This window comes from Microbacterium sp. NPDC077391 (assembly GCF_040686955.1).
Lineage (GTDB): Bacteria > Actinomycetota > Actinomycetes > Actinomycetales > Microbacteriaceae > Microbacterium > Microbacterium commune.
This window is the reverse complement of sequence record NZ_JBFBMI010000003.1, coordinates 480,293-502,697: the sequence shown is the minus strand read 5'-3', so window position 1 is coordinate 502,697 and position 22,405 is coordinate 480,293. Positions and strand designations below refer to the sequence as shown.

Genomic DNA, 22,405 nt, shown 5'->3' with positions numbered 1-22,405 from the left:
CCTGAGGCAACTACATGTAGAGTGAGAGCATGCCCGCCGACGCCCCAGCCCCCGAGAACGTGCTGCTGCAGGCGCTCACTCTTCTCGTCGCACGATGGTCGTCGCCGAACGTGCAGCGCGCCGTCGCGCAGAGCGCCGGTGTCACCGTCGACGCCGCGGACGTGTCGGCGCTGTACGTGCTGGGGCTGCACGGGCCGCTGCGCGCCGGCGATCTCGCGGAGGCGATGCACATCAGCCGGCCCACCGTCAGCAAGCAGCTGTCGCGGCTCGAGCGGGCGGGGATGATCCGTCGCGAATCCGATCCCGTCGACGGTCGGGCGACCATCGTCGGCCTCTCCGCCGAAGGCGCCGCCGCCCACCGGCGGCTGCTCGCGCAGGGCATCCGGATGATGCGTCACGCACTGCGCGACACGTCACGCGACGACGCCGCCGCCTTGGCCGCCCAGGTCGCCGAACTCGTCGCCCGGCTGGGCGTCACCGACTTCCCCGGCGACTCCGCCGGGGACACGCCGCGCCCCCACCCGGAGCGCAGATCTGAGGAGGATCAGTCATGAACCGCACCTATGTCGTCACCGGATCGGCATCCGGCATCGGCGAGACCACCGCGCGGCTGCTGCGCGAGCGCGGCGCCCGGGTGATCGGCATCGATCTGCGCGACGCCGACGTCGAGGCCGACCTCAGCACGGCGGAGGGTCGTCAGTCGGCGGCCGCCGCCGCGATCGAGCTCGCCGGCGGCACGGTGGATGCCGTGATCGCCTGCGCCGGCATCTCGGCCCCCATCGCGAAGACGCTCTCGGTGAACTACTTCGGCGTCGTCGAGCTGCTCGAAGCCCTGCGTCCCGCGCTGGTGCGCTCGTCGGCTCCGCGCGCGGCCGTGGTCTCGTCGATGGCCTCGCTGCAGCAGAGCCCGCCCGAGCTGGTCGAGGCGGCGCTGTCGGGCGACGAGGCGGCGACGCTCACGATCGCCGAGCAGCTGAGCGCGCAGGGTCCGCGCGAGGCGTACCAGGTGTACCCGGCGTCGAAGCGCGCGCTCTCGCGCTGGGTGCGTCGCCGCTCCATCTCGCCGGAGTGGGCGGGCGCCGGCATCCCGCTCAACGCGGTCGCCCCCGGCACCGTGCTCACCCCGATGACCGAGCAGCTGCTCGCCACCGAGGAGGGGCGCGCGATGGTCGACGCGGCGGTGCCGATGCCGCTGAACAGCCACCAGCCGCCCGAGTCGATCGCGAACCTGCTGATCTGGCTGACCGGGGTCGAGAACACGCACCTGGCCGGTCAGGTGATCTACGACGACGGCGGGGCGGATGCCACGCTGCGCGGCGACGACATCTGGTCGTGGAACGACCCGCGCTGATCCACTGAAGACGCCGAAGAGGCCGAATGCCATGGCATCCGGCCTCTTCTTCGCTGTCTGACCGGTCGGGTCAGCCGGCCGCGATCTCGGGGGTGGTCGAGATGCCGCCCCCGGTGTTGATGCCGACCGACACCTTCTCGCCGCGCGGCGCGTGCTCGAAGGCGAACTTGCCGTCGACGACGTCGACCTTCACGTGGTCGCCGGTGTTCAGCTGACCGTGCAGGATGCGCTCGGAGAGCTGGTCCTCGATCTCGCGCTGCATGGCACGACGCAGCGGACGCGCACCCAGGGCGGGGTCGAACCCGATGTCGATGAGCTTGTCCTTCGCGGCATCCGACAGCTCGACGGTCATGTCGCGGTCGAGCAGGCGGTCGCCGAGCTGCTTGGTGAACAGACCCACGATCTGGCGCAGTTCGTCCTTGTTCAGCTGCGGGAAGACGATGATGTCGTCGAGACGGTTGAGGAACTCGGGCTTGAAGTGGCGCTTGAGCTCTTCGTCGACCTTGCCCTTCATCCGCTCGTACGTCGTCTGCGAGTTGCCCTCGATCTGGAAGCCGACCGGGCCACCGGCGATCGCCGACGAGCCGAGGTTCGTCGTCATGATGATCACGGTGTTCTTGAAGTCGACGATGCGTCCCTGACCGTCGGTCAGACGACCCTCTTCGAGGATCTGCAGCAGCGAGTTGAAGATGTCGGGGTGCGCCTTCTCGATCTCGTCGAACAGCACGACCGAGAACGGCTTGCGGCGCACCTTCTCGGTGAGCTGGCCGCCCTCTTCGAATCCGACGAATCCGGGAGGGGCTCCGAACAGACGCGACACGGTGTGCTTCTCACCGAACTCGCTCATGTCGAGGGAGATCAGCGCGGCCTCGTCGTCGAACAGGAACTCGGCGAGGGCCTTGGCGAGCTCGGTCTTTCCCACACCGGTCGGGCCGGCGAAGATGAACGAGCCGCTGGGGCGCTTCGGGTCCTTGAGGCCGGCGCGCTGGCGGCGGATCGTGCGGCTGAGCGCGGCGATCGCCTCTTCCTGGCCGATGACGCGCTGGTGCAGCGCCTTCTCCATGAAGACGAGTCGGCTCGACTCCTCTTCGGTGAGCTTGAACACCGGGATGCCGGTGGCCTGGGCGAGCACCTCGGCGATCAGGCCCTCGTCGACGACCGCCTGGGTCGCGACGTCACCGGAGCGCCACTGCTTCTCGAGACGCAGCCGCTCGCCGAGCAGCTCCTTCTCCTGGTCGCGCAGCGATGCGGCCTTCTCGAAGTCCTGCTCCTCGGATGCCGCCTCCTTGTCCTGGCGGACCTTGGCGATCTTCTCGTCGAACTCGCGGAGCTCGGGCGGCGAGGAGAGGATGCTGAGGCGCAGGCGCGCGCCCGCCTCATCGATCAGATCGATCGCCTTGTCGGGCAGGAAGCGGTCGGACACGTAGCGGTCGGCGAGGTTCGCCGCGGCGACGATGGCGCCGTCGGTGATCTGCACCTTGTGGTGCGCCTCGTAGCGGTCGCGCAGCCCCTTGAGGATGTTGATCGCGTGCGGCAGCGTCGGCTCGTTCACCTGGACGGGCTGGAAACGACGCTCGAGCGCGGCATCCTTCTCGAAGTACTTGCGGTACTCGTCGAGGGTGGTGGCGCCGATGGTCTGCAGCTCGCCGCGGGCGAGCAGCGGCTTGAGGATGGATGCGGCGTCGATCGCGCCCTCGGCAGCGCCCGCGCCGACGAGAGTGTGGATCTCGTCGATGAAGACGATGATGTCACCGCGGGTGCGGATCTCCTTCGTGACCTTCTTCAGGCGCTCTTCGAAGTCTCCGCGGTAGCGGGAGCCGGCGATGAGCGAGCCGAGGTCGAGCGAGTAGAGCTGCTTGTCCTTGAGCGTCTCGGGAACGTTGCCCTTGACGATCGCCTGGGCGAGGCCCTCGACGACGGCGGTCTTGCCGACGCCGGGCTCGCCGATGAGGACGGGGTTGTTCTTCGAGCGGCGCGAGAGGATCTGCATGACCCGCTCGGCCTCCTTCTCGCGGCCGATCACCGGGTCGAGCTTGCCGTCGCGCGCAGCCTGGGTGAGGTTGCGGCCGAACTGGTCGAGCACTTGCGAGCCGCCCTGGGCCGCCTGCTGGCTCTCGTTGGTGGTGGCTCCGACCGACGCGGTCTCGCGACCGGGGGCACCGGAGAGCAGCTGGATGACCTGCTGGCGCACCTTGTTGAGGTCGGCGCCGAGCTTGACGAGCACCTGAGCGGCGACGCCCTCGCCCTCGCGGATGAGGCCGAGCAGGATGTGCTCGGTGCCGATGTAGTTGTGGCCGAGCTGCAGCGCTTCGCGCAGGCTCAGCTCGAGCACCTTCTTCGCGCGCGGCGTGAAGGGGATGTGGCCGGTCGGCTGCTGCTGACCCTGGCCGATGATGTCCTGCACCTGCTCGCGCACGGCGTCGAGAGAGATGCCGAGGCTCTCGAGCGCTTTGGCGGCGACGCCCTCACCCTCGTGGATGAGGCCGAGGAGGATGTGCTCGGTGCCGATGTAGTTGTGGTTGAGCATCTTCGCCTCTTCTTGGGCGAGGACGACGACCCGGCGGGCTCGGTCGGTGAATCTCTCGAACATGCTGTGACTCCTTTTCGCGCGGGGCGAAGCGGCGGTGGCGCCGTGTACATCGAGAGTAACGACCGTGGCGGCGAGGAGTGCCCGTGTTCGCCGTCGGCATACGCTCCCCTGCCGCCCGGAAGGGATCGGGATGCCTCTCGCCTGTTGACACGCTTATCGACTGTCATTAAGTTAACGAAAGACGATAACAACGAATATCGATATGCGGAGGCAGATATGAGGACCACCGACGGCGCTCGGGCGGAGCGCGCGCTGAGCAGGGGCGACACGGTCAGCCTCGCGCTGTTCGTCATCGCGGGGGTGGCTATCGCGCTGTGGACGGTGTGGAACGTCGCCGCCCGCATCGCCGAATTGGTCGGCGGCGGCCCGCTCCAGGTTCTGGTGGAGTTCGTCGACACGAGGGCCGATGCGAAGGTCGGCGGCACGACCCTCCCGGTCGAGCTCGATCGAGCGGTCATCAGCGTCGAGGGTCTCGACGCGATAGGCGTGGTCGCGGGGGTACTGGGGCAGATCGCGTTCGGTGTCACGATCGTCGTCGTGGTGGCGTGTCTGATCGCGCTGAGCCGCAACATCCTCCGCGGGCGCGTGTTCGGCAAGGCGAACACCCGGCTCGTGGCGGTCGGCGGCATAGTCGGCCTGGTCGGTGCCGCCGCGTCGCACTTCTTCGACAACATGCTCGCGAACGCGGCGATGGCGCACGCGATCGACGGCCCGTTCGACACCGCTGTGATCACGGTGGAGCCGTTCACCTTCGTGCTGGCCGCTTTCGCTCTGGCGGTGGTCGGTTCGGTGTTCGTGGTCGGCGACCGGCTGCAGCGCGAGACGGAGGGCCTGGTCTGATGGGCGTCCTGCTGTGGGTGCTGGCTGCCGCGCTCGTCGTCGGGTTGGGGATCGCGGTCGTCTTCTTCGTCCGGAGCAGCGCGGGCGCTTCGCACGACGGGGAGCCCGCGGTCATTCGCGTGACCTTCTGGGTCGCGCTTCTGTGGGCGGGCGGCGCGATGATCGGAGCGCTCGTGACGGCTGTGGCGACGCTCGCTCAGGCCGCTGTGCAGATCACCGTCCCAACGGCGGACTACTGGCCGATGCTGCCGGACGGCGCGTTCGTCGAGGGAACGAGCGCGACGCGCGCCGGCGGTGGCTTCACCACTGCCGACGTGATGATCGAGGGGCTGAGCCTGGGCGCGCGGCTGTGCTGGGCGATAGGCCAGACGCTGTGGTGGCTGGTGCCGGGCGCCGTCGGGGCCCTGGTCGCCATGTCGTGCTATCAGCTGCTGCGCGGGCGCGCCTTCGCGCCGGTGCTGTCGCGGATGTCCATGGTGACGGCGGTCGTGGTCTGCCTCGGCGGCATCGGGGCGCAGGTGCTGTCGGACATCGCGGGAAGCATGGCGTCGACCGAGCTCCTCGCGTACTCCGGTGGCGGCTTCGAAGAGGTCGCCGGTATCGACGACGTGCTGGATGCCTGGTGGCCCGACCCGATGTTCAGCGTCACCCTTCCGTTCTGGCCGATCGCGGCCGGGCTGGCGTTCGCCGCTCTTGCGGTGATCCTGCGCAACGGGACGCGGCTGCAGCGGGATACGGAGGGGCTGGTATGACGCCGGCGGAGGCGGATGACGAGGTCACGGGCATCCACTGTCGTCTGGATGAGCTGCTCGCCGAGCGCGGGATGACGCTGACCGAGTTGAGCGCTCGGGTGGGCGTGAGCATCGTGAACCTGTCGGTGCTGAAGAACGATCGGGCGCGGGCGATCAGGTATTCGACGCTGCGTGCGGTGTGCGACGCGCTCGAGTGCGAGGTGGGTGACCTGCTCGTGCTGGCGCATCGCGACTGACTCGGCGCGCTGCGGGGGCGCTGGCGCACCGGCCGGAACCAGTCCTCGAGCTCCGCGGGTCAGGCGATGGCCGGCCGGAAGCGCAACGACGGTGGCCCGAGCGCACCCCACGCGTAGGAGAGGAATGCTCTCGCGCGCAAAGCGCGCACTTCTCCCCCGGGGTCGTGAAGCTGGAAGTCGTCCTTACCGTCGCGCGTGATGCGCCATCCCCCGTGGTGGAGTTCCATGTGGTGGAAGCGGCAGAGCAGGATCCCGCGGTCGATGTCGGTGCGCCCGCCGTCGCGATGCCATTCGTCGATGTGGTGCGATTCGCAGTACGAGGCGGGGCGGTCGCATCCCGTCCACCGGCAGCCTCCGTCGCGCATGGCGAGGGCGATGCGCTGCGTGGGTGTGAAGAGGCGCTGTTCTCGGCCGACGTCGAGCGGATTGCCGCATGCGTCGACGCGGACGGGCACGATTCCGGAGTCGCAGATGTGCTGATCGATGGCGGCGGCGGGGAGTACGTCGAGTCCGTCTTCCGCGTAGCCGACGCGCGTGCCGTCCTGGTCGATCACCTGCACGAGCCGCACCCCGGCCTGTCGGGTGCCGAACACGTTCTTCGCATCGGCGAGCGCGCCCGCCCGGAGGAGGTCGATGATGAGGTCGTACTGCAGCTGTTCGTTGGTGCGCGGATCGTCGACGAGCGCCTTCGCCTTGCTCTGCTCGTCGGAGTCGACGAAGCGCGGACCGCCTCGACGTGGTCGAAGGGCCGCGTGGATGAGCGTGCTGACGAGCGCCGCGCCATGGTCGTCGTAGGCGATGCTCGCGCGGCGCACGCCGTACTGGTCGATCCACTCCCGGTACGAGCGCTTCTCGTGCCGGTCGAGGAATCGCTGCTCGGCGCCTTCAGGGTCGAGCAGGTCGCGGATCGCGCGGGCCGCAGCGCCGAGCTCTTCGGCCGTGCGCTCTGGCGCTTCGGCGACCAGCTGTTCGGCTGCCTGCGCCCACGCGGCTCGGATGGCATCGTCGGCGTCTCGTCGCTGCTGCTCGTCGACGATCCCGTCGGCCGCGGGTGGCTCGGCGAGTCCGCGTTCGATGACGTCGAACTCGGTTGTGCTGATGCGGCCGTCGCGGCGCGCAGCGCGCAGCGGCTCGCGCCAATCGATCGGTCGCCAGGTGGCATCCGGACCGTCAGCGGTCTCGTCGGGGGCATCCGGATGCTGCGGATCCAGCTTCGGGAAATCCGCTTCGCCGCCGAGCATCGCCTCACCGACGCGAACCTGTCGGGAGGCGTCGGCCTTGCTCGATCCAGTGATCTTCTGCACGAGCGAAGCGGCGTTGCGATGCCCCTCCTTCTGTGCGGCTCCGGAGTGGCCGGCGTCGCGGTGCGAGCGGGTCGCGATGACGCCGACTGCGATCAGTCGCAACTGCTCGGCGTGCTGCAGCGCTTCGTTCGCTTCACGCAGGACGGCGACGACCTCGGCATCCGTCATGGCGGTCACCGCGTGCTGCGCCTGCGTGAGCGACGCGCACGCGTCGCCCCGCTCGCGCAGGGTCGGGACGAGCGCCGCGACCTCGGTGAAAGTTGCCATACTTCATAGTGACAGAGGCCACCGACATTCGAAGATTACACTGTCGAAAACTCGGCCGCGACCCGCAGCGCCTCGAGTGCCATCGGCCAAGGCAGGCGCTCCTGCTCGAGACGCACCCCGCCCTCCGAACGGATGCGGTCGAGCGTCGCCTGCTCAGACGGGGTGAGCGCCGGCAGCACACGCACGGCGGCGCCGTTCGGGTCGGGCACCCACAGCTCTCGGTGGGCGAGGAGCGTCGCTTCGTCCATAAGCACGCTGAGCGCGTCGACGCCGTTCGATCGCAGCCGGTGCAGGATGGCGAAGCCATCGGCATCCAGATCCCCCCAATAGAGCACCCTCGACGAAAGCGCCCACGGCAGGCGGTGAATCGGCACGGCGTATCCCCCACCGTGCACGGCGACTGCGACGGACCAGTCGGGCAGCGCAAGCACCGACTCGAGGTTCTCGCAGACGATGACGATGGCGGGATTGATCGGCAGGGCCGCGAGTTCGTGGATCGGCGCGGTGACGTCGCTCAATCCGCCGGGCCGATCGTCGGGGTCGAGAAAGCGGATCCGCAGCGTCTCCGGCGATGGCACGAGGCCGAGATCCTGTTCTCCGGTGATGGCGGAGTACATCGCCTCGACCAGTGCGCGGTGCGTGCCCAGCCACTTGGTGTGCATGCCGGGGATGGGCACCTGGCGCAGTCGATACCCGGAAGACGGATGCCGGCGCAGCCACGTCAGCACCTCGAGAAGCAGCGTGAAGTCGAGGTCCGTCTGCCTGTCTATCGCTCCACCCCGACGCTGGATCGCCCCCACGATCTCTTCGCCGTCACCGAAACGCTCGCGGAGTTCCCCCGCGCGGTCGCGGATCCGCGCCCAATCGCGGTACACGACAGCGCCGGCGAATCGCGCGAGGGCGTCAGTCGTATGCAGAGACAGTCGTTCGGGCAGTTCTTGCCTGCCCGCGCTGGGCCAGTTCTTGGTCGCCCAGCCGATCTGCAGATCAGCACCCTGAACACTCCGCCACGACGCCGCCCACTCGCTCGCCGCGCGCGGGTCGGCCAGCACCTCCCGCTCGGTAGGCGGTTTCAACGGAATATCGAGCGCGACCGCCGCACCACCCCGCGCCGCCCATTCCCGACGCCCCTTCTCGACGGCTCGCGCTGCGCGTGCACGAGCCTCCGTCACGGTGACCGGCATCACTCGACCTGCTCGAACGGCACGTTCGACAGCAGCGATTGCTTGCGGGTCGGGTTCGACACCGACGTGACGGCTCCGACGTAGCTCTCGATCGTCTGGAGCAGCTTCTGCGGTGTGGCGAGGATCATGTGGAACCCGAACTCGCGGAACACGTCCATCGCCATCCGGGTGTACTGGCTGTCGGCTTTGTCGAACGCCTCATCGAGCACGATCGTGCCGTACGCGGGAACGTCCTGTTCGTCGTCGGTCAACTGGTAGCGCAGGGCTGCCGCCAAGCAGAAGATCACGAGCTTCTGCCTCTGCCCGCCCGAGAGTCCGGCGCTCGAATCATGCACGCTCAGCACGCGGCCCGCGCGGTCGACCTCTTGCGCCTGGAACGTCACGTGTTCGCGCGTGTCGAGGCAGCGCTGACGCCAGGCGTGATCGGCGCGGTCGCCGTTCTCAGCTGATTCGAGGCGATCCATGATGCGTTTCAGCGCCGCGAACCGCTGCTCGGCTCGCAGGTCGTTCTGATCCCATGACCCGTCGACGATGCCCTTCAGATCGGCCATGAACTCCGTCGCGTCCGGCGATCTCCTCGTCTTCACCCGGATCCGCAGGAAGCGGTCGGCGTCGAACAGCGACCGCCCCAGAGACGCGTTCACCGGATCGATGCGCTCCTCGATCTGCTTGGGCGCGTCGCGGATCTCGCTGAGCAGATGCCCGATCAGGTCTCGCGACTTCTCGCGCAGCAGTCGCCGGAACTTCTCTTCATACTCCGGAAGGCCGCGGGTGCGGATGCCGTCGAGCAGAGCCCGATATCCGCTGCGATCGTCGACGTCCGACGTGAGGTCGGGCGCGGTTGCAGGCCATGCGCCCCGGAACTCGGATGCCAGTCGCGCGAACGCCATCATCGAGCGGGCCCGCGCCGAGTCCGCCTCCTTCGCTGCCACATGCAGCGCGTTCGCGACCTTCAGCCCGATCTCGCCGATGTTGGAGGTGTCGATCCGCCGCTGCACGGTGCGGTACCTCTTCTCGAGCAGTGCTGCATCGGCATCCTCCAGCGTCACCCCCTGGATGTGGCCGGTCAGACGAGCGATCAGCGCGTCGGATTGCCGCAGCGCTTCGGCCGCGAGCGCCTGGGCCGCCTTCGCCGTGTCGGCTTCGGCGCTTGCGCGCTTCTGCTGCTGCTCGGCATCCGCCACCGCCTTCGATGCGTCGTCGAGCTCGCTGCTTCGAGCGGTGAGGCGAGCGAGCTCCGCCTCTCTGTCTGCGAGCGTGGCGTCGGCGGATGCAGCGTCGAACTCGGTCCAGGTGCGCTCGAGCACGCGTTTCAGCACCAGGCGTCTGGCCAGAGCGGCCTCGGTCGCCGCGAGGTGCTCGTCAAGCTCCGCTCTCGCGAGATCGGTTTCGCGCTGCGCGACCGCACGACGCTCGAGAAGGTGGTCGATCTTGGCCTGATTGTCGGATCCGAGAATCCAGTGGCTCCGGTCGTCGATCGACACACGATCGTTCTTCTCGTACCGGCGTGCCGAGGTCTTGATCTGCCCGCCCCGGGTGACGCCCCGCTCCACGTCATCGAGGTCATCCGGCCCCGCGACGCACGAGATGTCGTACGACTCCGACAACCGAGAGTGCATCCAGCTCGCGAACGGGCCCTCGGTGACCGCAATGCGGTGCAGCAGCGAGTCGCGCGCCTGCACCGGGCGCGGAGCGCCGGCATCCGCGGGCACCGCCTCGATCACGAGACGCGTTCCGAGCGAGCGCTCCTCGATGAGACGCCTCACGCGAACCAGATCAGCGTCACGCACCAGCAGGGCCGAGGCGAGCGGACGAAGCACGCGCTCGATCGCGCCGGTCCATTCGGCGTACTCGGGAGCCACGTCGATCAGTTCGCCGCCGAACGGCAGGCTCTTCTCGCTGACCCCGAGCTCGCCGACCAGCCACTCCCGCACGGCGCGCAGCCGCGGTTCGAGGTTGCTGCGGCTGTGCTTCAGCGACTCGAGCTCGGCATCGAGCTCGTTCAGGTGGCGGCGCGCATCGGCGTACCGCTCGTGGGCGGCGTGACTGCCCTCGTCGTCCTGGGTGCGGTCGAGATGTGCGCGCGCCGATTCCTGCAGAGCGGCGAACTCTGCGGCATCCGACGGCGCGTGTCCTATTCCCGCAGAACGCAGCTCGGATGCGAAGCGCTCGACGTGCGCGCGGATGCGCTCGCCCTCGCGCCGGGCGTCGTCGATGCCGCGCCGCAAGAGCCCGGCATCCGCTCCGCCGAGTTTCGCCTCGTGCATCCGCGCCTCGCTGAGCGCACGCTCGGCCTGTTGTCGCACCGCGTCGGCAGCGGTCGCTCTGTCTCGCGCGCGGGCGAGTTCCGCCACCTGATCTTCACGCTCGCCCTGCGCGAGCCTCAGATGGAGGCGATCCTGAAACGGCTCCTGCATCTCGATGAGATGCTGCAGCTCGGCTACTTCTCGCGACTGGCGTTCGTACTCGGCCGTCGCCTCTTCGAGGCGTTCGAGATGCTCGGCCTGACGACGCAACTCGACCACATGCTCGTGCGCCGCATTGAGTTCGCGGAACTGCTCGGTGGCGTTGCGCGCCTGATCGAAGGTGCCGGGCCGATCGAGCATGAACGCACGAAACAGAGTGTCGAGGTTGCCCAGGTTCTTGGCCGACTGCGTCTTGTGCAGCAGGTGCAGGGCGTTGTCGCCGCTGATGCCGAACACCCGCCGCATCCGGGTGAAGAAGCCGCCGTGACTGCCCGTCGAGACGAACGCGTCGGGGAACGCGGCCTTGAGACGACGCGCTTCGATCCCCTTCGCGACGAACGGCGCGAGCTCGGTCAGCGCGACTTCCGTGCGCAGCAGCAGGAATGCGTCTTTGAGGTCGGCGCGCGCCGTCTGCGTGCCGGGCAGGTGGAAGAGCCGAACGAGGCTCACCGGCGCATCGTTCTGGTTCTCGAAGCGCAGCAGAATCGCGCTCCAGGTCGCTCGCGGGCGAAGGTAGGTGCTGACGGCCCGGTCTTCGAGCTCGTCGGCCTCTTTGCTCCACGCCCCGCGCACGTAGCTGACGAGGCCGCGGTCATCGGCACGTGACGAGGCGTCCTGCGCGGCTGCGTTGAAGCGCAGCCACCGTTCCGGTGTCAGCACGGCGGCGATCGCATCCAGCAGCGACGATTTGCCGGACCCGGATGCCCCGGTGATCAGGTGCCCCTTGCGGGAGACGTCGATGCGGTGGGCTCCGTCGAAGGTGCCCCAGTTGACCACTTCGAGTCGCGCGAGGCGCCATTGCCCCGGGCGCAGGTCGTCTTCCGCGGCGGCTTCTGGATGCATCTCAAGCAACGTCATCTTCGGCCCCCTCGTCGTCATCGGGCGTCGCGATCTCCAGTTCGGCGACCACGCCGCTGCTGTCGCGTTCGCCCGAGCGAATCCGCGCGTACTCGGCGGCGATGATGCGCACCTGATCGGCATCGACCAGCATCCGCAGCACGGGCGAGATCTCGACGCGCTCGTCGGTGAGCGCGTGGACGACCCGCAGCTTGTTGCGCATCTTCAGCCACGAGGCGTTCAGTCTCTTGGCGAAGTCCGTCTCGTCGCGGTCTTCGGTGCGGAAGGGCACGAGTTGCTCGAAGACGTCGTCTCTTCCGACGATGACGCGCCCGTCGTGCTCGCCGCTGAGCAGCATCTGCCGCAGCACCAGCAGCATCGCGGTGTCGATGAAGGTGAGCTGCTCGGATCTCACGGCGACGGGGGCGTCCTGTTCGCCGGTGTCGGCGTTGCGCACGAAGGCGAAGCCGGCGTCGCGGTCGAGCACCAGATCGAGGAAGAGGTCGTGCAGCCGAGATCGGATGCTCGCTTCGTCGGCGAGCAGCGCCGACCACGGGCCCGGCGCGCGGGCGGCTGAGAGGTACGGCCCCTGGATCAGCTTCAACAGCGCACGTCGGGCGTCGATGCTGAGCGTGCCGGTGTCGCCAGGCCACCTGGCGCTGGCGGCCATCTCGTGGGCCGCTGTCGTTGCATCCGTCTCGGTCACAGAACCCTCCCCGTGAAGCGATAGCTGGGTATCCGCGCGGCCCTGGTCACGGCATCCGCGCCGACCCAGGTGACGCGTTCCGGGCCGCTCGCCACCCCTTGCGCGGCGCCGATGGCCAGCAGTCCGACGACACTCGCGACCCCCTGCGTCGCCGGGAAGCGCTCGAACACCCCGCCGACCGTGACCGCGTCGACGTCTTTCAACATCTGGTTCACGTTGCCGGTGAGCTCGTCGAAGTCGATCTCAGTCTCGCGCGCGAGTGCGCGCAGCTCTTCGATGCTGACCGGAGCTGCCTCATGGGTGATGACTGCCTCAGGTGCGTCGTATGCGGCGGGGTCGTGCAACCGAAGCGCGCCGGCGCTGCGCATCGGCACGGCAGAGAGCGACAGGCTGATCTCGGTCGCCTTGTACGGCTTGATCCGGATGCTTGCGGCGTGGCCCGCGGCGAGCGCGCCGCGCAGCTCTCGGCGCAGCACGCGATCGCGCTCGTACTCTTGCGACTGCACGTAGCGGCGCAGTCCCCTCGCAAACGTCGTGATGACGTCGTGTATCTCGCCGCTGCGCTCTTTCAGCGTGCGCAGCAGCTGGCGCAGAAAGCGGCGTTCGGCGGCGCTCAGCGCGCCGGCGAAGTCGCGCTCGAGCACGCGCCGGATGTCGTCCTCGAACTCCTGGCCGCGCTCGGGGTCGAGCACGAGTCCGGCGAATCCGGTGAAGCTGCGCCCCGCGTCGGATTCGTCGATCATGTTCACGCCGCGGAAGATGTCGTCGAGCACGGTGCGCTGGGCGGCATCCGATTCCAGCACCCGCGCGCGCAGGTCGCGATTGAGCTGCTCGAATTCTGCGCGGACCCGTGCAAAATCGCTGGGGATGTCTTCTGCCATGGCGAGGATGTCACGCACGCGCTCGACGGCGCGCTCGTGGTCGACCGGTGGTGACTCGCCGCGGTTGATCGCGTCGATCTCTGCGTCGATCTGCGCGCGCTGCTCTTCGAGCCGTGCGATGCGGGTGCGCGCGTCGGGGTCGGAATCGACGGCCAGGCGGTGCAGCTGGGATGCGATGCTGGCCAGCCGCGATTCGGTCGCCGCCTGCCGCGGCTGCGCGAGCTGTGCGAGAAACCGGCTCGCCGTCAGCGCGGCCGGCGACAGCTCGAAGGTCTCGCCTCGGCTTGTCTCGGCGGGTCGCCGCACGAGGTAGCCGGCGGTGCGCCAGTCGGCGCAGTACGCCTTCGCGGTGCCGGGCAGGTCGAAGCCGTGTGCGCGCAGTTCGTCGAGGTCGGCGTCGATGCGTTCGTAGAGGTCTTCGCTCTCGATGCGGCGCTCTTCGCCGCCGAGGTGGGCAGCGAGTACCGAGACCATCACCGGCGCATTGTCGGCGCGCAGCATGCGCCACGCGACGTGCTCGTCGAGCAGTCGCGTCAGCGCGTGCGCCTGTGCCAGTGCGGTCATGGGGTCTCCTCAGATGGGATCTCGCCCATCTTGAGGGATGCTACCGACAGTGGCCGACGCGGTCCTGCTGGGCCACCGTCTGATACTGGGTAATGTCCGCGCGGGAGGGGAAGGTGTTAGTCGGAAGCCGACCCGTCCGAGGACGGATCCACCCCGCGCTTCCGAGCGCCGAACAGCGCAGCCGCCTTCCCGCGGATGCTGTCGGCGGCGCCGGAAATCGCCGCTCCGGCGTCCTTCACGGCGGTCACCGCACGGGCCTCGTCCGGCACGCCATCGCCGTCGAGGTCGACCGAACGGAACACCTCAGCACTCTTGCTCACCGTGCCGGCGACTCCGACTCCAGCGCGTTTCACTGCCGTGAGGGCGCGGGCTTCATCGGGGATGCCGTCGCCATCCAGGTCCACGGATCGGAAGGCTTCGGTCGCGGTGCTCAGCACGCCCCACACGCTTTCGCCGAAGTCCTTGACGTTGCCCGCTGCAGAGTCGAAGGCGAGCATGGCGCGTGACGGCTCGGCGTCCGTCGGCTTCTCGTAGTCTTCCAGCCACTCCGGGAAGCCCACCGGCGGCTCCGGAAAGGCCATGCGCGCGGCCTTGACGACGTCGCGCCCGAAGGTGAAGCTGCCGACGCCTCCGATGACGGCCCCGACGCCGAACGGGATCGCCTTGCCGACCGCGCCGGCGCTGAGCTTGCCACCGAGCTTGATGGACTCGCGTCCCAGCGCGATCGTCAAGGGCGCGAGAGCCGATTCGGGAAGCTGCTCGGTCAGCACCTCGCCCCAGCCCTTGGGCAGCGCCTTGCCGACGACGCCGGAGGCTGACGACTTCGCGGCGCTTACGCCGCCGATACCGACAGCGTTCATGACCATCTTGTTCACCTGGCTCTGCGACTTCTGCCCGAGAAGCATCCCCAACACGAGCGGCTTGGCGCGCTCAGGATCGTCAACGGGGATCCCGTGCAGCTCGGCCACTGCAAGGACGTAGAGGGCGCTCGTCTCGTAGAAGAACAGCACGTCAGCAACGCCGAGCCCGAGGGCGATCGGAACGCCGAGGCCCGGGATCGCGGCGGATGCTCCGACCCCGCTGCTCGTGATAGTCACCGTCGCGACGTACCGGCTGTCGAGTTCCTTGAGCATTTCGGTCGGTGTCGCCTGCGGCTTGGCACGTCGGACCGAACGCAAATACTCCAGGACGACCGGACGCTGCACGGAGATGGCTTTGTACATCTGGGCCTGGAAGCCCTCGGTCTGCGCTGCTTCGCGGGCCTTCCCGACGACGACATCGGGCGCGATGCCCGACGCCGGAGTTGCAGTCTCGTCTGCGGCCGGGTTACCTGCGGGTTCAGTCATGGGGTTCTCCTCGCGTCAGGGCGAGTGTATTGGAGGGCAGGGACATGTCTGCAGTTGCGGGTGTCAAGTCTCGAGCGTCAAGAGTGCCCAGGCACCCTCGGAGCTCGTTCGGTGCACATCTCTGATGACATCCCGGCAAGTGGCAAAACGCGTCCGCTCTGCCAATCCTGTGGTTCCGGCGCCAAGGCCGAAGCGGCGAATGTGAGCCACTCCGGGATGGAGGCGGCGAACCGGCTCACGGCTTATCTACAGCCACCACAGTGTCGTAGAGCCCGTATCGCCGTAGCCCTTCGTGCGATTCGATGCCCGTGTACGACAGGGACGCGTCTTCGTACCTGCGGAATGCGAACACGGCCTGATTCATGTGTCCAGCGTTGAAGACGCCGAGCGAGACGAGCAGGTTGAAGTCCGCAACCGACAGACCAGTTACCGCCTTGAACAGGTCCGGCTCGATCTTCGTGATGACGTCGTACAGCGTGTTTTCGCGGTAGTCCGTCAGATACATGAACGCGGGGATCCGGGTGGCGAACTTGATCAGCTTCTCCTGGATCTGCTTCCGCTTGGACTTGTACTCCTTCTCCTCCGCAGTCAGTTGCTTCTTCTCGCCGGGTGTGATGTCGTCGCCCTTCTCCTTCTTGGCCTTCGACACCGCCTCACTCTTGTTCACGACTGTCTCGAAGACGTTCGACCCGAGCGCGCGGAAGCCCTCGATGTTCATGACGGCGTCCATGGCCTCCTTCGAGTCCATGATCTTCTTGAGCGTCCCGTTGTCGACGTTGACGAGAACTGCCGACTCCCATTTGCGCGCGAGGAGCGTCGCCGAGGTGCCCGACATGGCGATGTCGAGGATGCCGGCGGCGTCCACCTGCGTCATGTTCGACCCGTCATACGCGAGAACCGGCAAGAAGCTCACCAGCTCCTCGACGGCTTTCTCGGGGTTCGGGTTCTCGGGCGCCAGCCCGCGGCCGTACTCGCTGATCTGCCGCAGCGCCCGCGTGGGCGCGAAGTCGAACACGAAGCAGACCGGCTTCAGGATCGCCTCCTCGTGCGGGTCGTCGCCGTTCGGGTTGCGGATGCTCCAGGGCGACTGCACTCGGAACGCCGCCTGGAAGTACGTCTCCGGCGCCTGCAAGTTGCGCAACATCAGGATCGACGACCACTGTGGCACCGTGACGCCGGTCGTCAGCTTGCCGACGGTGAGGGTGATCGTCTTCGTGTCGTGCCCGTTGCCGATCGCGTCGCGGACCGGCGGCAACGCCGCGAGCCCGACGCCGATTCCGGGAGCGGAGACATTGATGACCGTGTAGTCGTGCCAGAACGCGTTCTGCGGTTCGGCGAGCAGGTTGGCCATGGCCGCGCAGGATGCCGTACGCGGCAGCATCCACAGTGAATGCTGCATGTACGGCAGCAGCCGGGTATCGGAGTAGGGGAACGGCGGACGGGTGCCGGCTCTCAGCGCATCGACCTGCGTCGGCAGGTACGAACCACGGATGATGTCGAGCCACTTCTGCACGTCGTCCTTATGCACGAACTCAGCGTCAGCGCCAGCGCCCTTCGCTTCGAAAAAGGCATTCAGATCAAACTCATCGAACTCCCCCTGGTGCGCGATCGCGACGAGCTCTTCCGGCATCTGGTACGTGAGCAACCGCATCTCAGGCAGCGACGCGTACGGGTTCGGCTCGCCAGGATGCTCCGCCGCGAACTGCGCCTTCGCACGCTGCTCGTCCGTGTACGTCCAGTTGAAGATCTGCTCCTCGATGAAGCGCCCCTCGTTTAGCACCTTGAACGGGGTGCCCGAAAGGTAGAGGTACGCGGACGCCTTGATCGGGACAAACGCGTCCTCATCGCTGCCGCGCTCCTCGAGTTCCTCGGCGAATGTCTCTTCCGCGGCGGAGAACTCGATCTTCTCCTCCTTCTTCGCGTCGTCCTCGCCCTCGAACAGCTCCTTGGCCGCATCGCGCCAGGCGCCGAAGTGGTACTCGTCGAACACGACGAGGTCCCAAGTGAGCTCGGTGAGCCACTTGTGCTTTGGCTTAAAGTTGCCCGCCGCGTCACGACCCATGAGATCCTGGAACGACCCGAAGAAGACGAGCGGATGCTCCGGGTCGACAGTTGACGGATCGCCTTCGCTCTTGCGAGAGAGGTACTGCCACCCGTTGAAATCGACGTGCGTCTTGAGATCGGTGTCCCACGCGTCTTCGACGGCCGGCTTGAATGTCACGACGAGGATGCGCTTCGCTTCCAGCTTCTTCGCCAGCTGGTACGTCGTGAAGGTCTTGCCGAAGCGCATCTTCGCGTTCCAGAGGAACTCCGGGACTGCGTCCGCGTCCTTCGACCAGCGGTCCTGGTAATACCAGTAGGTCTTATCGACAGCAGCCTGCTGCTCCGCACGCATCGCGAATGTAGCGTGGTGGGAACCGGAGTAGCTCTTGTTCGCACGGAGCTCGGCGATCGCGGTGCGGACGTCGTCGGATGTGCAGCGCATCCACTCACGACTGGACTCGAAGACGACGTTCTCGAAGCCTTTCGCGATCAGACGTTCACGGACGTCGCGATCCGTAAAGACGCTGCCTTCTTCACGGTCGGCCGGCTCGTCGATCTCGAGTATGTAGTCGACGCGGGCTTGACCCTGTGACTGCTTGATGCGGTCGTTCACGTCGGGACGCGTCGTCTGGCCGATCTTAAGGCAGTCACGCCAGCGCTCTGCGACCTCGCCAGACGACCACGCGTAGATGCGGAGGCGAGCCTCGGGCTTTTCTGGGAGGAGCACATCCATGGCCTTAGACATCGTCCACCTCCATGGGTCGGACCATGCTCTCGATAAACGCAATCTCATCATCGGTGATGCCGTACTTCGCGTACAGCGCCTCGTCTGTCCACGGACGTGAGAAGTCCTGCATTGGAACGAAGTCGTAAACCTTCTTAGTCGCGTTCTGGGAAGGTTTTTTCTGAAGAACGATGAATCGGAACATGCGGGTAGCGATGTATGAGATGACGTTCGTGCATTCGGCTTCCGATGCGAAAGGACCAATCGCGAGATATGTCTCTGTTGACGCCGATCCCGGCGCGCCAACAAAGGGCCGCCCGAGGATGACATGAGGGAACGCATCGCTACCGCTTGCCAGAAATGCAATGAAGACCTTCCATTTATCGATGAGGTCTTCTCCGCGAGTGATCGCTGTTCGCGGAGCCCACGACGTTCCACCCGCTTGATAGATGGCAACGTCCCCCGTATCGCCACCTCGGTACGTGCTCTCGATGCCAAATGGCCGACGGGCGCTAACGAGGCTCGCGAACCGACGATCTCGCGGTGGAAAGAGCGACTGTACGGTTGCTGGACTCACCCCCTGTTCAGCCGCAGCGATCTTGCGGAGGATTGGAAGCGCCTCGTTATATCGGATGAAAACGTCAGATCCGGGCTCGAGGAGCGGCCGAGTCACGGTTGAGATAACAGATCCCTTGTCGTGAGTCGTCACAGTGACTTGGCCTGGCTGGTCCCGGTTCCATACCCAGAACGCGATGCCACCCTTGATCTGCGTCCCCGGGAACACGTCATTGGAGTCTGGGAAGTCTTCAATCACGCGAAGCCGATCATCGCTGAGCATCGACTCGCGGAACTCGTCCAAACCCTTGCCCCCGGAGAACCAGCGGGCCGGCGTCACAAGAGTCAAGAGCCGCGGTTCGAGGCGCTTGGCTTGCTCAACGAACAAGTGATAAAGCGGTGCGGCGCTAGTGCCAGACCCACCACCATCACTCAGCTGGTACGGCGGGTTCCCGATGATGACGTCGAACTGCATGTCGGCTCCGAACAGCTCGTTGACGCGAGCCTTGATGTTGTCAGTGTGGATGAAGGCGTAGGCGTGGGTCTCAAGGAACTCGTCGCGCGCGTACTCCGCCTCGGAGGCTCCGCAGAACCTGCACTTTCCGGTTCCGACCTGCTCGACGAGCTCTTCGTCCCCCGTCAGCGGGTTCGCGCGACGCTCCTTCTTGCGACCGGTCCAGGTGTGCTCAGTCCGCTCGAACCAGATGTTGCCCCAGTCGCGGTCGAACGATCTTGCGATCGAGTGCTCACCAGTCGCATCTTTCGAGCAGTACACGCTCCGTCGCGCGAGCAGGGAAGTGAGCCGGGTGATGCCTATCCCGTACACCTGCTTTGTAAGGATATGGTCGACGCGTTCCTCGAGGTCGGGGATCTGCGATGCCAGTCCCTTGGTCAGGCGCCGGGTGATCTCACGCAGGAAGACCCCCGACTTCGTGAACGGGTCGAGGAACGTCACGGTTGAATCGGCCCAGATCGACTTGCCACCGTTCGATTCAGCCCATGCCCGCTCGAGGGTGTCGAGCATCTGATTCGCGAATTCGGGCGGGGTGAAGACCTCGTCGTTCGAGAGATTGGCGATGCAGGTGAGGACGTCGGGGTTATGGCCCTGGAGGTTGAAGGATGCCTGGAGGGTCATGGCGCAGCAATCTCCTTCACGGTCATCGCCGGGTAGGTCTGCACCGGCGTGAAGATTTCGTGCTCTTCGAAGTGCGCGAACAAGCCTTCCGACGCCGCCGCGCGCTGCGTGAGGCTGTCGTAGCGGAAATCACGTCGCTGGAACTTCCCGAGACCGAGGTATCCCCACTCCGGGAAGGTGATCGGCGCCCCCGCTGCGGTCGTCATCTTCAGCGCATCGCCCTGCACGATGTTGACGGCCAGGACCGCGGTGGCGGCATCGAGCCAGACGTCGTCGGAGTTGAGTTTCAGATACCGGGCGAAAGTACCCGCGAGGTTCTCACGGCACTCCTCCGCGTTGTCTGCCAGCAGCTCGATGCCGTAGATGCACATGAGCCCGAGCAGTGCGTAGTGGCGCTTCTCGAAATCGCTCTTGCCGTACTTCGCCTGCACCGTGGCGAGCTTGCGCTCGAGGACGGGCACGAGGAAGTTGCCCGATCCACATGCAGGCTCGAGAAATCGCGAGTCGATCCGCTCCGTCTCGCTCTTGACGAGATCGAGCATGTCCTCGACCAGCCAGCGAGGCGTAAACACCTCTCCGTGATCGCTGACGCGCTGCTTTGACTTGACCAGCTTCTCGCCGACCATCGCCACCCTCCCCGGGTTCCCTCAACCCCGGATCGGTACTTGTACCCGGGTGCCTTAACCCTGGCACAAGTGGCAGACATTCCTCACGCTTGACGAGTGCCCCGCGTCCCTTCCCCTGCTGCCGCTCGCATCGGCGAGCTGATCGCGGACGAACGCAGGCGTCGCGGCATCACGCAGGACGAGTTGGCCGTGCTGACACAGATCGATTCGTCGAACATCCGCGGCTACGAGAAGGGCCGCGCACTGATGGGCATCCCGACGCTGGTGCGCATCGCGGATGCACTCAAGGTCGAACCGGGGATGCTGCTGGACGGCGTCACGGTGGACATGTTCGCTCTGCCCGCCGAGGACGGACGTCGGCGGGCGTAGGCGGGTCGCTGCGTTTCGACTCGCTTCGCTCGCTCAACGACCGGGGGTGCTCGCTCAACGACCGGGGTGGGGTGGGCGCTCCGCCGAGGGCGTCACGCTTCGTCACATCCATTCGCAGGAATACGACGATCCGCTTAGCGTTTAGTCCACGTGAAGCGCACTCCGCGCAGACAATTGGAGTCCCCTTGAGCACCTCTTCATCCACCGCGCGCGCCCAGAAGGCGCCCGACACCCGAGGCCCGGTCCGCAAGCTGCTGACCTCGTTCGGTTTCCAGATCATCGCCGCCCTCATCCTGGGCATCGGCGTCGGACTGATCGCCGTCTCGCTCGGCGCCTCAGCCGAGAACCCGACCCCGCTGTCCGACACGCTCGACCGCATCGGCAGCTCGTACGTCACGCTGTTGCGTGCGGCCGTGGTCCCGCTGATCTTCACGGCGATCGTGGCGAGCATCTCCAACCTGCGCCGCGTGCAGAACGCGGCCCGCCTCGCGGGTCAGACGATCCTCTGGTTCGGCATCACCGCGTTCATCGCCGTGATCATCGGCATCGCCCTCGGTCTGGTCATCCAGCCCGGCTCGAAGGCCGGCGCCGGCCTCGAGACCGGCGACCCGTACACGGTCGGCACCTGGTGGAACTTCCTGCTCGGGCTCATCCCGCAGAACTTCCTCGGACTCACCGTCTCGACCAACCCCGGCCCCGTCGAGGGCACGCTGGTGTCGAACGTGAACTTCAACATCCTGCAGGTCATCGTCGTGGCCGCGGTCGTCGGCATCGCCGCTCTGAAGGCCGGCCGCAAGGCCGAGCCGTTCCTCGCCTTCACCGAGTCGCTGCTGAAGGTCATCCAGCGCGTGCTGTGGTGGATCATCCGCATCGCCCCGATCGGCACCTTCGGCCTCATCGGCGCCGCCGTCGTCAAGTACGGCTGGGACAAGCTGACCTCGCTCGCCTGGTTCGCCGGCGCGATCTACATCGGCCTCGCCCTCGTGATCTTCGTGGTCTACCCGATCCTCGTGAAGACCCACGGCCTGTCGATCAAGCAGTACTTCTCGGGCGTCTGGCCCGCCGTGCAGCTGGCCTTCGTCAGCCGCTCGTCGATCGGCACCCTGCCGCTCACCGAGCGCGTCACCGAGCGCAACCTCGGCGTGCCCCGCGGCTACGCGTCGTTCGCCGTGCCGCTCGGCGCGACCACCAAGATGGACGGCTGCGCCGCGATCTACCCGGCCATCTCCGCGATCTTCGTCGCGCAGTTCTTCGACATCCAGCTGAGCTTCATCCAGTACCTGCTGATCGTGATCGTCTCGGTCGTGGGTTCGGCCGCGACCGCGGGCACCACCGGCGCCATCGTGATGCTGACCCTCACCCTGTCGACCCTGGGCCTGCCGCTCGAGGGCGTCGGACTGCTGCTCGCCATCGACCCGATCCTCGACATGGGCCGCACCGCGGTGAACGTCGCGGGCCAGGCGCTGGTTCCGACTATCGTCGCCAAGCGCGAGGGCATCCTCGACGAGGAGCTCTACAACGCTCCTCGCAACGGCCTGCCGTTCGCGGAAGACATCGACGACGCGGATGCCGTGGAGCCGGATGCCACGAAGGAGCCGGCCGGCGCTCGCTGACCTCGCTCACCCGGATG

17 protein-coding genes are annotated in these 22,405 nt (G+C 66.9%); 7 read left to right on the top strand and 10 right to left on the bottom strand.

Annotation, left to right across the window (positions count from 1 at the left end):
• The first annotated feature begins 29 nt into the window (after window positions 1–29).
• Window positions 30–554, top strand: coding sequence for a MarR family transcriptional regulator (locus tag AB0O65_RS10495; protein WP_363384842.1), 525 nt, complete (start codon window positions 30–32; stop codon window positions 552–554).
• A complete protein-coding gene (locus AB0O65_RS10490; RefSeq protein WP_363384839.1) occupies window positions 551–1,351 on the top strand; it encodes an SDR family oxidoreductase in 801 nt (266 codons plus the stop codon). Before AB0O65_RS10495 ends, AB0O65_RS10490 begins: the two co-directional genes overlap by 4 nt.
• Window positions 1,352–1,421: 70 nt before the next feature.
• On the opposite strand, the gene AB0O65_RS10485 is transcribed toward AB0O65_RS10490, so the two are convergent.
• Window positions 1,422–3,941, bottom strand: a complete 2,520-nt coding sequence (locus AB0O65_RS10485) for an ATP-dependent Clp protease ATP-binding subunit (RefSeq protein ID WP_071641747.1) — start codon at window positions 3,939–3,941, stop codon at window positions 1,422–1,424.
• A 216-nt stretch (window positions 3,942–4,157) separates the two neighbouring features.
• Between AB0O65_RS10485 and AB0O65_RS10480 the strand changes: the two genes are divergently transcribed.
• The 3 genes from AB0O65_RS10480 to AB0O65_RS10470 are packed head-to-tail and all read left to right on the top strand — an operon-like array spanning window position 4,158 to window position 5,769.
• The gene (locus AB0O65_RS10480) at window positions 4,158–4,781 is read left to right on the top strand and encodes a DUF2975 domain-containing protein (RefSeq protein ID WP_313479811.1); all 624 of its coding nucleotides are present in this window, start codon (window positions 4,158–4,160) and stop codon (window positions 4,779–4,781) included.
• Entirely contained in the window at window positions 4,781–5,533 is a 753-nt protein-coding gene (locus AB0O65_RS10475) for a hypothetical protein (protein WP_363384835.1), read from the top strand. The genes AB0O65_RS10480 and AB0O65_RS10475 overlap by 1 nt, the downstream gene beginning before the upstream one ends.
• The gene (locus tag AB0O65_RS10470; protein WP_313479807.1) at window positions 5,530–5,769 is read left to right on the top strand and encodes a helix-turn-helix transcriptional regulator; all 240 of its coding nucleotides are present in this window, start codon (window positions 5,530–5,532) and stop codon (window positions 5,767–5,769) included. The genes AB0O65_RS10475 and AB0O65_RS10470 overlap by 4 nt, the downstream gene beginning before the upstream one ends.
• A gap of 59 nt (window positions 5,770–5,828) precedes the next feature.
• On the opposite strand, the gene AB0O65_RS10465 is transcribed toward AB0O65_RS10470, so the two are convergent.
• The 9 genes from AB0O65_RS10465 to AB0O65_RS10425 form a co-directional block, all read right to left on the bottom strand.
• Window positions 5,829–7,340: an HNH endonuclease signature motif containing protein gene (locus AB0O65_RS10465; RefSeq protein ID WP_363384832.1), complete on the bottom strand. Its 1,512-nt coding sequence runs from the start codon at window positions 7,338–7,340 to the stop codon at window positions 5,829–5,831.
• A 35-nt stretch (window positions 7,341–7,375) separates the two neighbouring features.
• Window positions 7,376–8,524 carry a Wadjet anti-phage system protein JetD domain-containing protein gene (locus AB0O65_RS10460; RefSeq protein ID WP_071641757.1) on the bottom strand — a complete coding sequence of 383 codons (1,149 nt, stop codon included), beginning with the start codon at window positions 8,522–8,524 and terminating at the stop codon, window positions 7,376–7,378.
• Window positions 8,524–11,847, bottom strand: a complete 3,324-nt coding sequence (locus tag AB0O65_RS10455; RefSeq protein WP_071641759.1) for an SbcC/MukB-like Walker B domain-containing protein — start codon at window positions 11,845–11,847, stop codon at window positions 8,524–8,526. The genes AB0O65_RS10460 and AB0O65_RS10455 overlap by 1 nt, the downstream gene beginning before the upstream one ends.
• Window positions 11,834–12,532 (bottom strand): DUF4194 domain-containing protein, encoded by a 699-nt coding sequence (locus tag AB0O65_RS10450; RefSeq protein WP_256221020.1) that lies wholly within the window; start codon window positions 12,530–12,532, stop codon window positions 11,834–11,836. Before AB0O65_RS10450 ends, AB0O65_RS10455 begins: the two co-directional genes overlap by 14 nt.
• Window positions 12,529–13,977 carry a DUF3375 domain-containing protein gene (locus tag AB0O65_RS10445; RefSeq protein WP_071641761.1) on the bottom strand — a complete coding sequence of 483 codons (1,449 nt, stop codon included), beginning with the start codon at window positions 13,975–13,977 and terminating at the stop codon, window positions 12,529–12,531. Before AB0O65_RS10445 ends, AB0O65_RS10450 begins: the two co-directional genes overlap by 4 nt.
• 116 nt (window positions 13,978–14,093) lie before the next feature.
• Window positions 14,094–15,323, bottom strand: a complete 1,230-nt coding sequence (locus AB0O65_RS10440; protein ID WP_071641763.1) for a hypothetical protein — start codon at window positions 15,321–15,323, stop codon at window positions 14,094–14,096.
• A gap of 235 nt (window positions 15,324–15,558) precedes the next feature.
• Window positions 15,559–18,111 (bottom strand): GIY-YIG nuclease family protein, encoded by a 2,553-nt coding sequence (locus tag AB0O65_RS10435; protein WP_363384826.1) that lies wholly within the window; start codon window positions 18,109–18,111, stop codon window positions 15,559–15,561.
• Window positions 18,104–19,780: an Eco57I restriction-modification methylase domain-containing protein gene (locus AB0O65_RS10430; RefSeq protein WP_313479799.1), complete on the bottom strand. Its 1,677-nt coding sequence runs from the start codon at window positions 19,778–19,780 to the stop codon at window positions 18,104–18,106. The genes AB0O65_RS10435 and AB0O65_RS10430 overlap by 8 nt, the downstream gene beginning before the upstream one ends.
• On the bottom strand, window positions 19,777–20,406 hold the full coding sequence (locus tag AB0O65_RS10425; protein WP_313479796.1) for an N-6 DNA methylase: 630 nt from the start codon (window positions 20,404–20,406) through the stop codon (window positions 19,777–19,779). Before AB0O65_RS10425 ends, AB0O65_RS10430 begins: the two co-directional genes overlap by 4 nt.
• A gap of 96 nt (window positions 20,407–20,502) precedes the next feature.
• On the opposite strand from AB0O65_RS10425, the gene AB0O65_RS10420 reads away from it, so the two are divergent.
• A complete protein-coding gene (locus AB0O65_RS10420; protein WP_071641771.1) occupies window positions 20,503–20,775 on the top strand; it encodes a helix-turn-helix transcriptional regulator in 273 nt (90 codons plus the stop codon).
• A gap of 185 nt (window positions 20,776–20,960) precedes the next feature.
• On the top strand, window positions 20,961–22,388 hold the full coding sequence (locus tag AB0O65_RS10415) for a dicarboxylate/amino acid:cation symporter (RefSeq protein ID WP_313479792.1): 1,428 nt from the start codon (window positions 20,961–20,963) through the stop codon (window positions 22,386–22,388).
• Window positions 22,389–22,405: the final 17 nt, after the last annotated feature.

Excerpts from the sequence above, each read along its gene's own strand:
- AB0O65_RS10435 (WP_363384826.1), bottom strand. The coding sequence starts at position 18,111 with ATGTCTAAGGCCATGGATGTGCTCCTCCCAGAAAAGCCCGAGGCTCGC.
- AB0O65_RS10440 (WP_071641763.1), bottom strand. The coding sequence starts at position 15,323 with ATGACTGAACCCGCAGGTAACCCGGCCGCAGACGAGACTGCAACTCCG.
- AB0O65_RS10480 (WP_313479811.1), top strand. The coding sequence starts at position 4,158 with ATGAGGACCACCGACGGCGCTCGGGCGGAGCGCGCGCTGAGCAGGGGC.
- AB0O65_RS10465 (WP_363384832.1), bottom strand. The coding sequence starts at position 7,340 with ATGGCAACTTTCACCGAGGTCGCGGCGCTCGTCCCGACCCTGCGCGAG.
- AB0O65_RS10485 (WP_071641747.1), bottom strand. The coding sequence starts at position 3,941 with ATGTTCGAGAGATTCACCGACCGAGCCCGCCGGGTCGTCGTCCTCGCC.
- AB0O65_RS10425 (WP_313479796.1), bottom strand. The coding sequence starts at position 20,406 with ATGGTCGGCGAGAAGCTGGTCAAGTCAAAGCAGCGCGTCAGCGATCAC.
- AB0O65_RS10470 (WP_313479807.1), top strand. The coding sequence starts at position 5,530 with ATGACGCCGGCGGAGGCGGATGACGAGGTCACGGGCATCCACTGTCGT.
- AB0O65_RS10490 (WP_363384839.1), top strand. The coding sequence starts at position 551 with ATGAACCGCACCTATGTCGTCACCGGATCGGCATCCGGCATCGGCGAG.
- AB0O65_RS10495 (WP_363384842.1), top strand. The coding sequence starts at position 30 with ATGCCCGCCGACGCCCCAGCCCCCGAGAACGTGCTGCTGCAGGCGCTC.
- AB0O65_RS10445 (WP_071641761.1), bottom strand. The coding sequence starts at position 13,977 with ATGACCGCACTGGCACAGGCGCACGCGCTGACGCGACTGCTCGACGAG.
- AB0O65_RS10460 (WP_071641757.1), bottom strand. The coding sequence starts at position 8,524 with ATGCCGGTCACCGTGACGGAGGCTCGTGCACGCGCAGCGCGAGCCGTC.
- AB0O65_RS10455 (WP_071641759.1), bottom strand. The coding sequence starts at position 11,847 with ATGACGTTGCTTGAGATGCATCCAGAAGCCGCCGCGGAAGACGACCTG.
- AB0O65_RS10430 (WP_313479799.1), bottom strand. The coding sequence starts at position 19,780 with ATGACCCTCCAGGCATCCTTCAACCTCCAGGGCCATAACCCCGACGTC.
- AB0O65_RS10475 (WP_363384835.1), top strand. The coding sequence starts at position 4,781 with ATGGGCGTCCTGCTGTGGGTGCTGGCTGCCGCGCTCGTCGTCGGGTTG.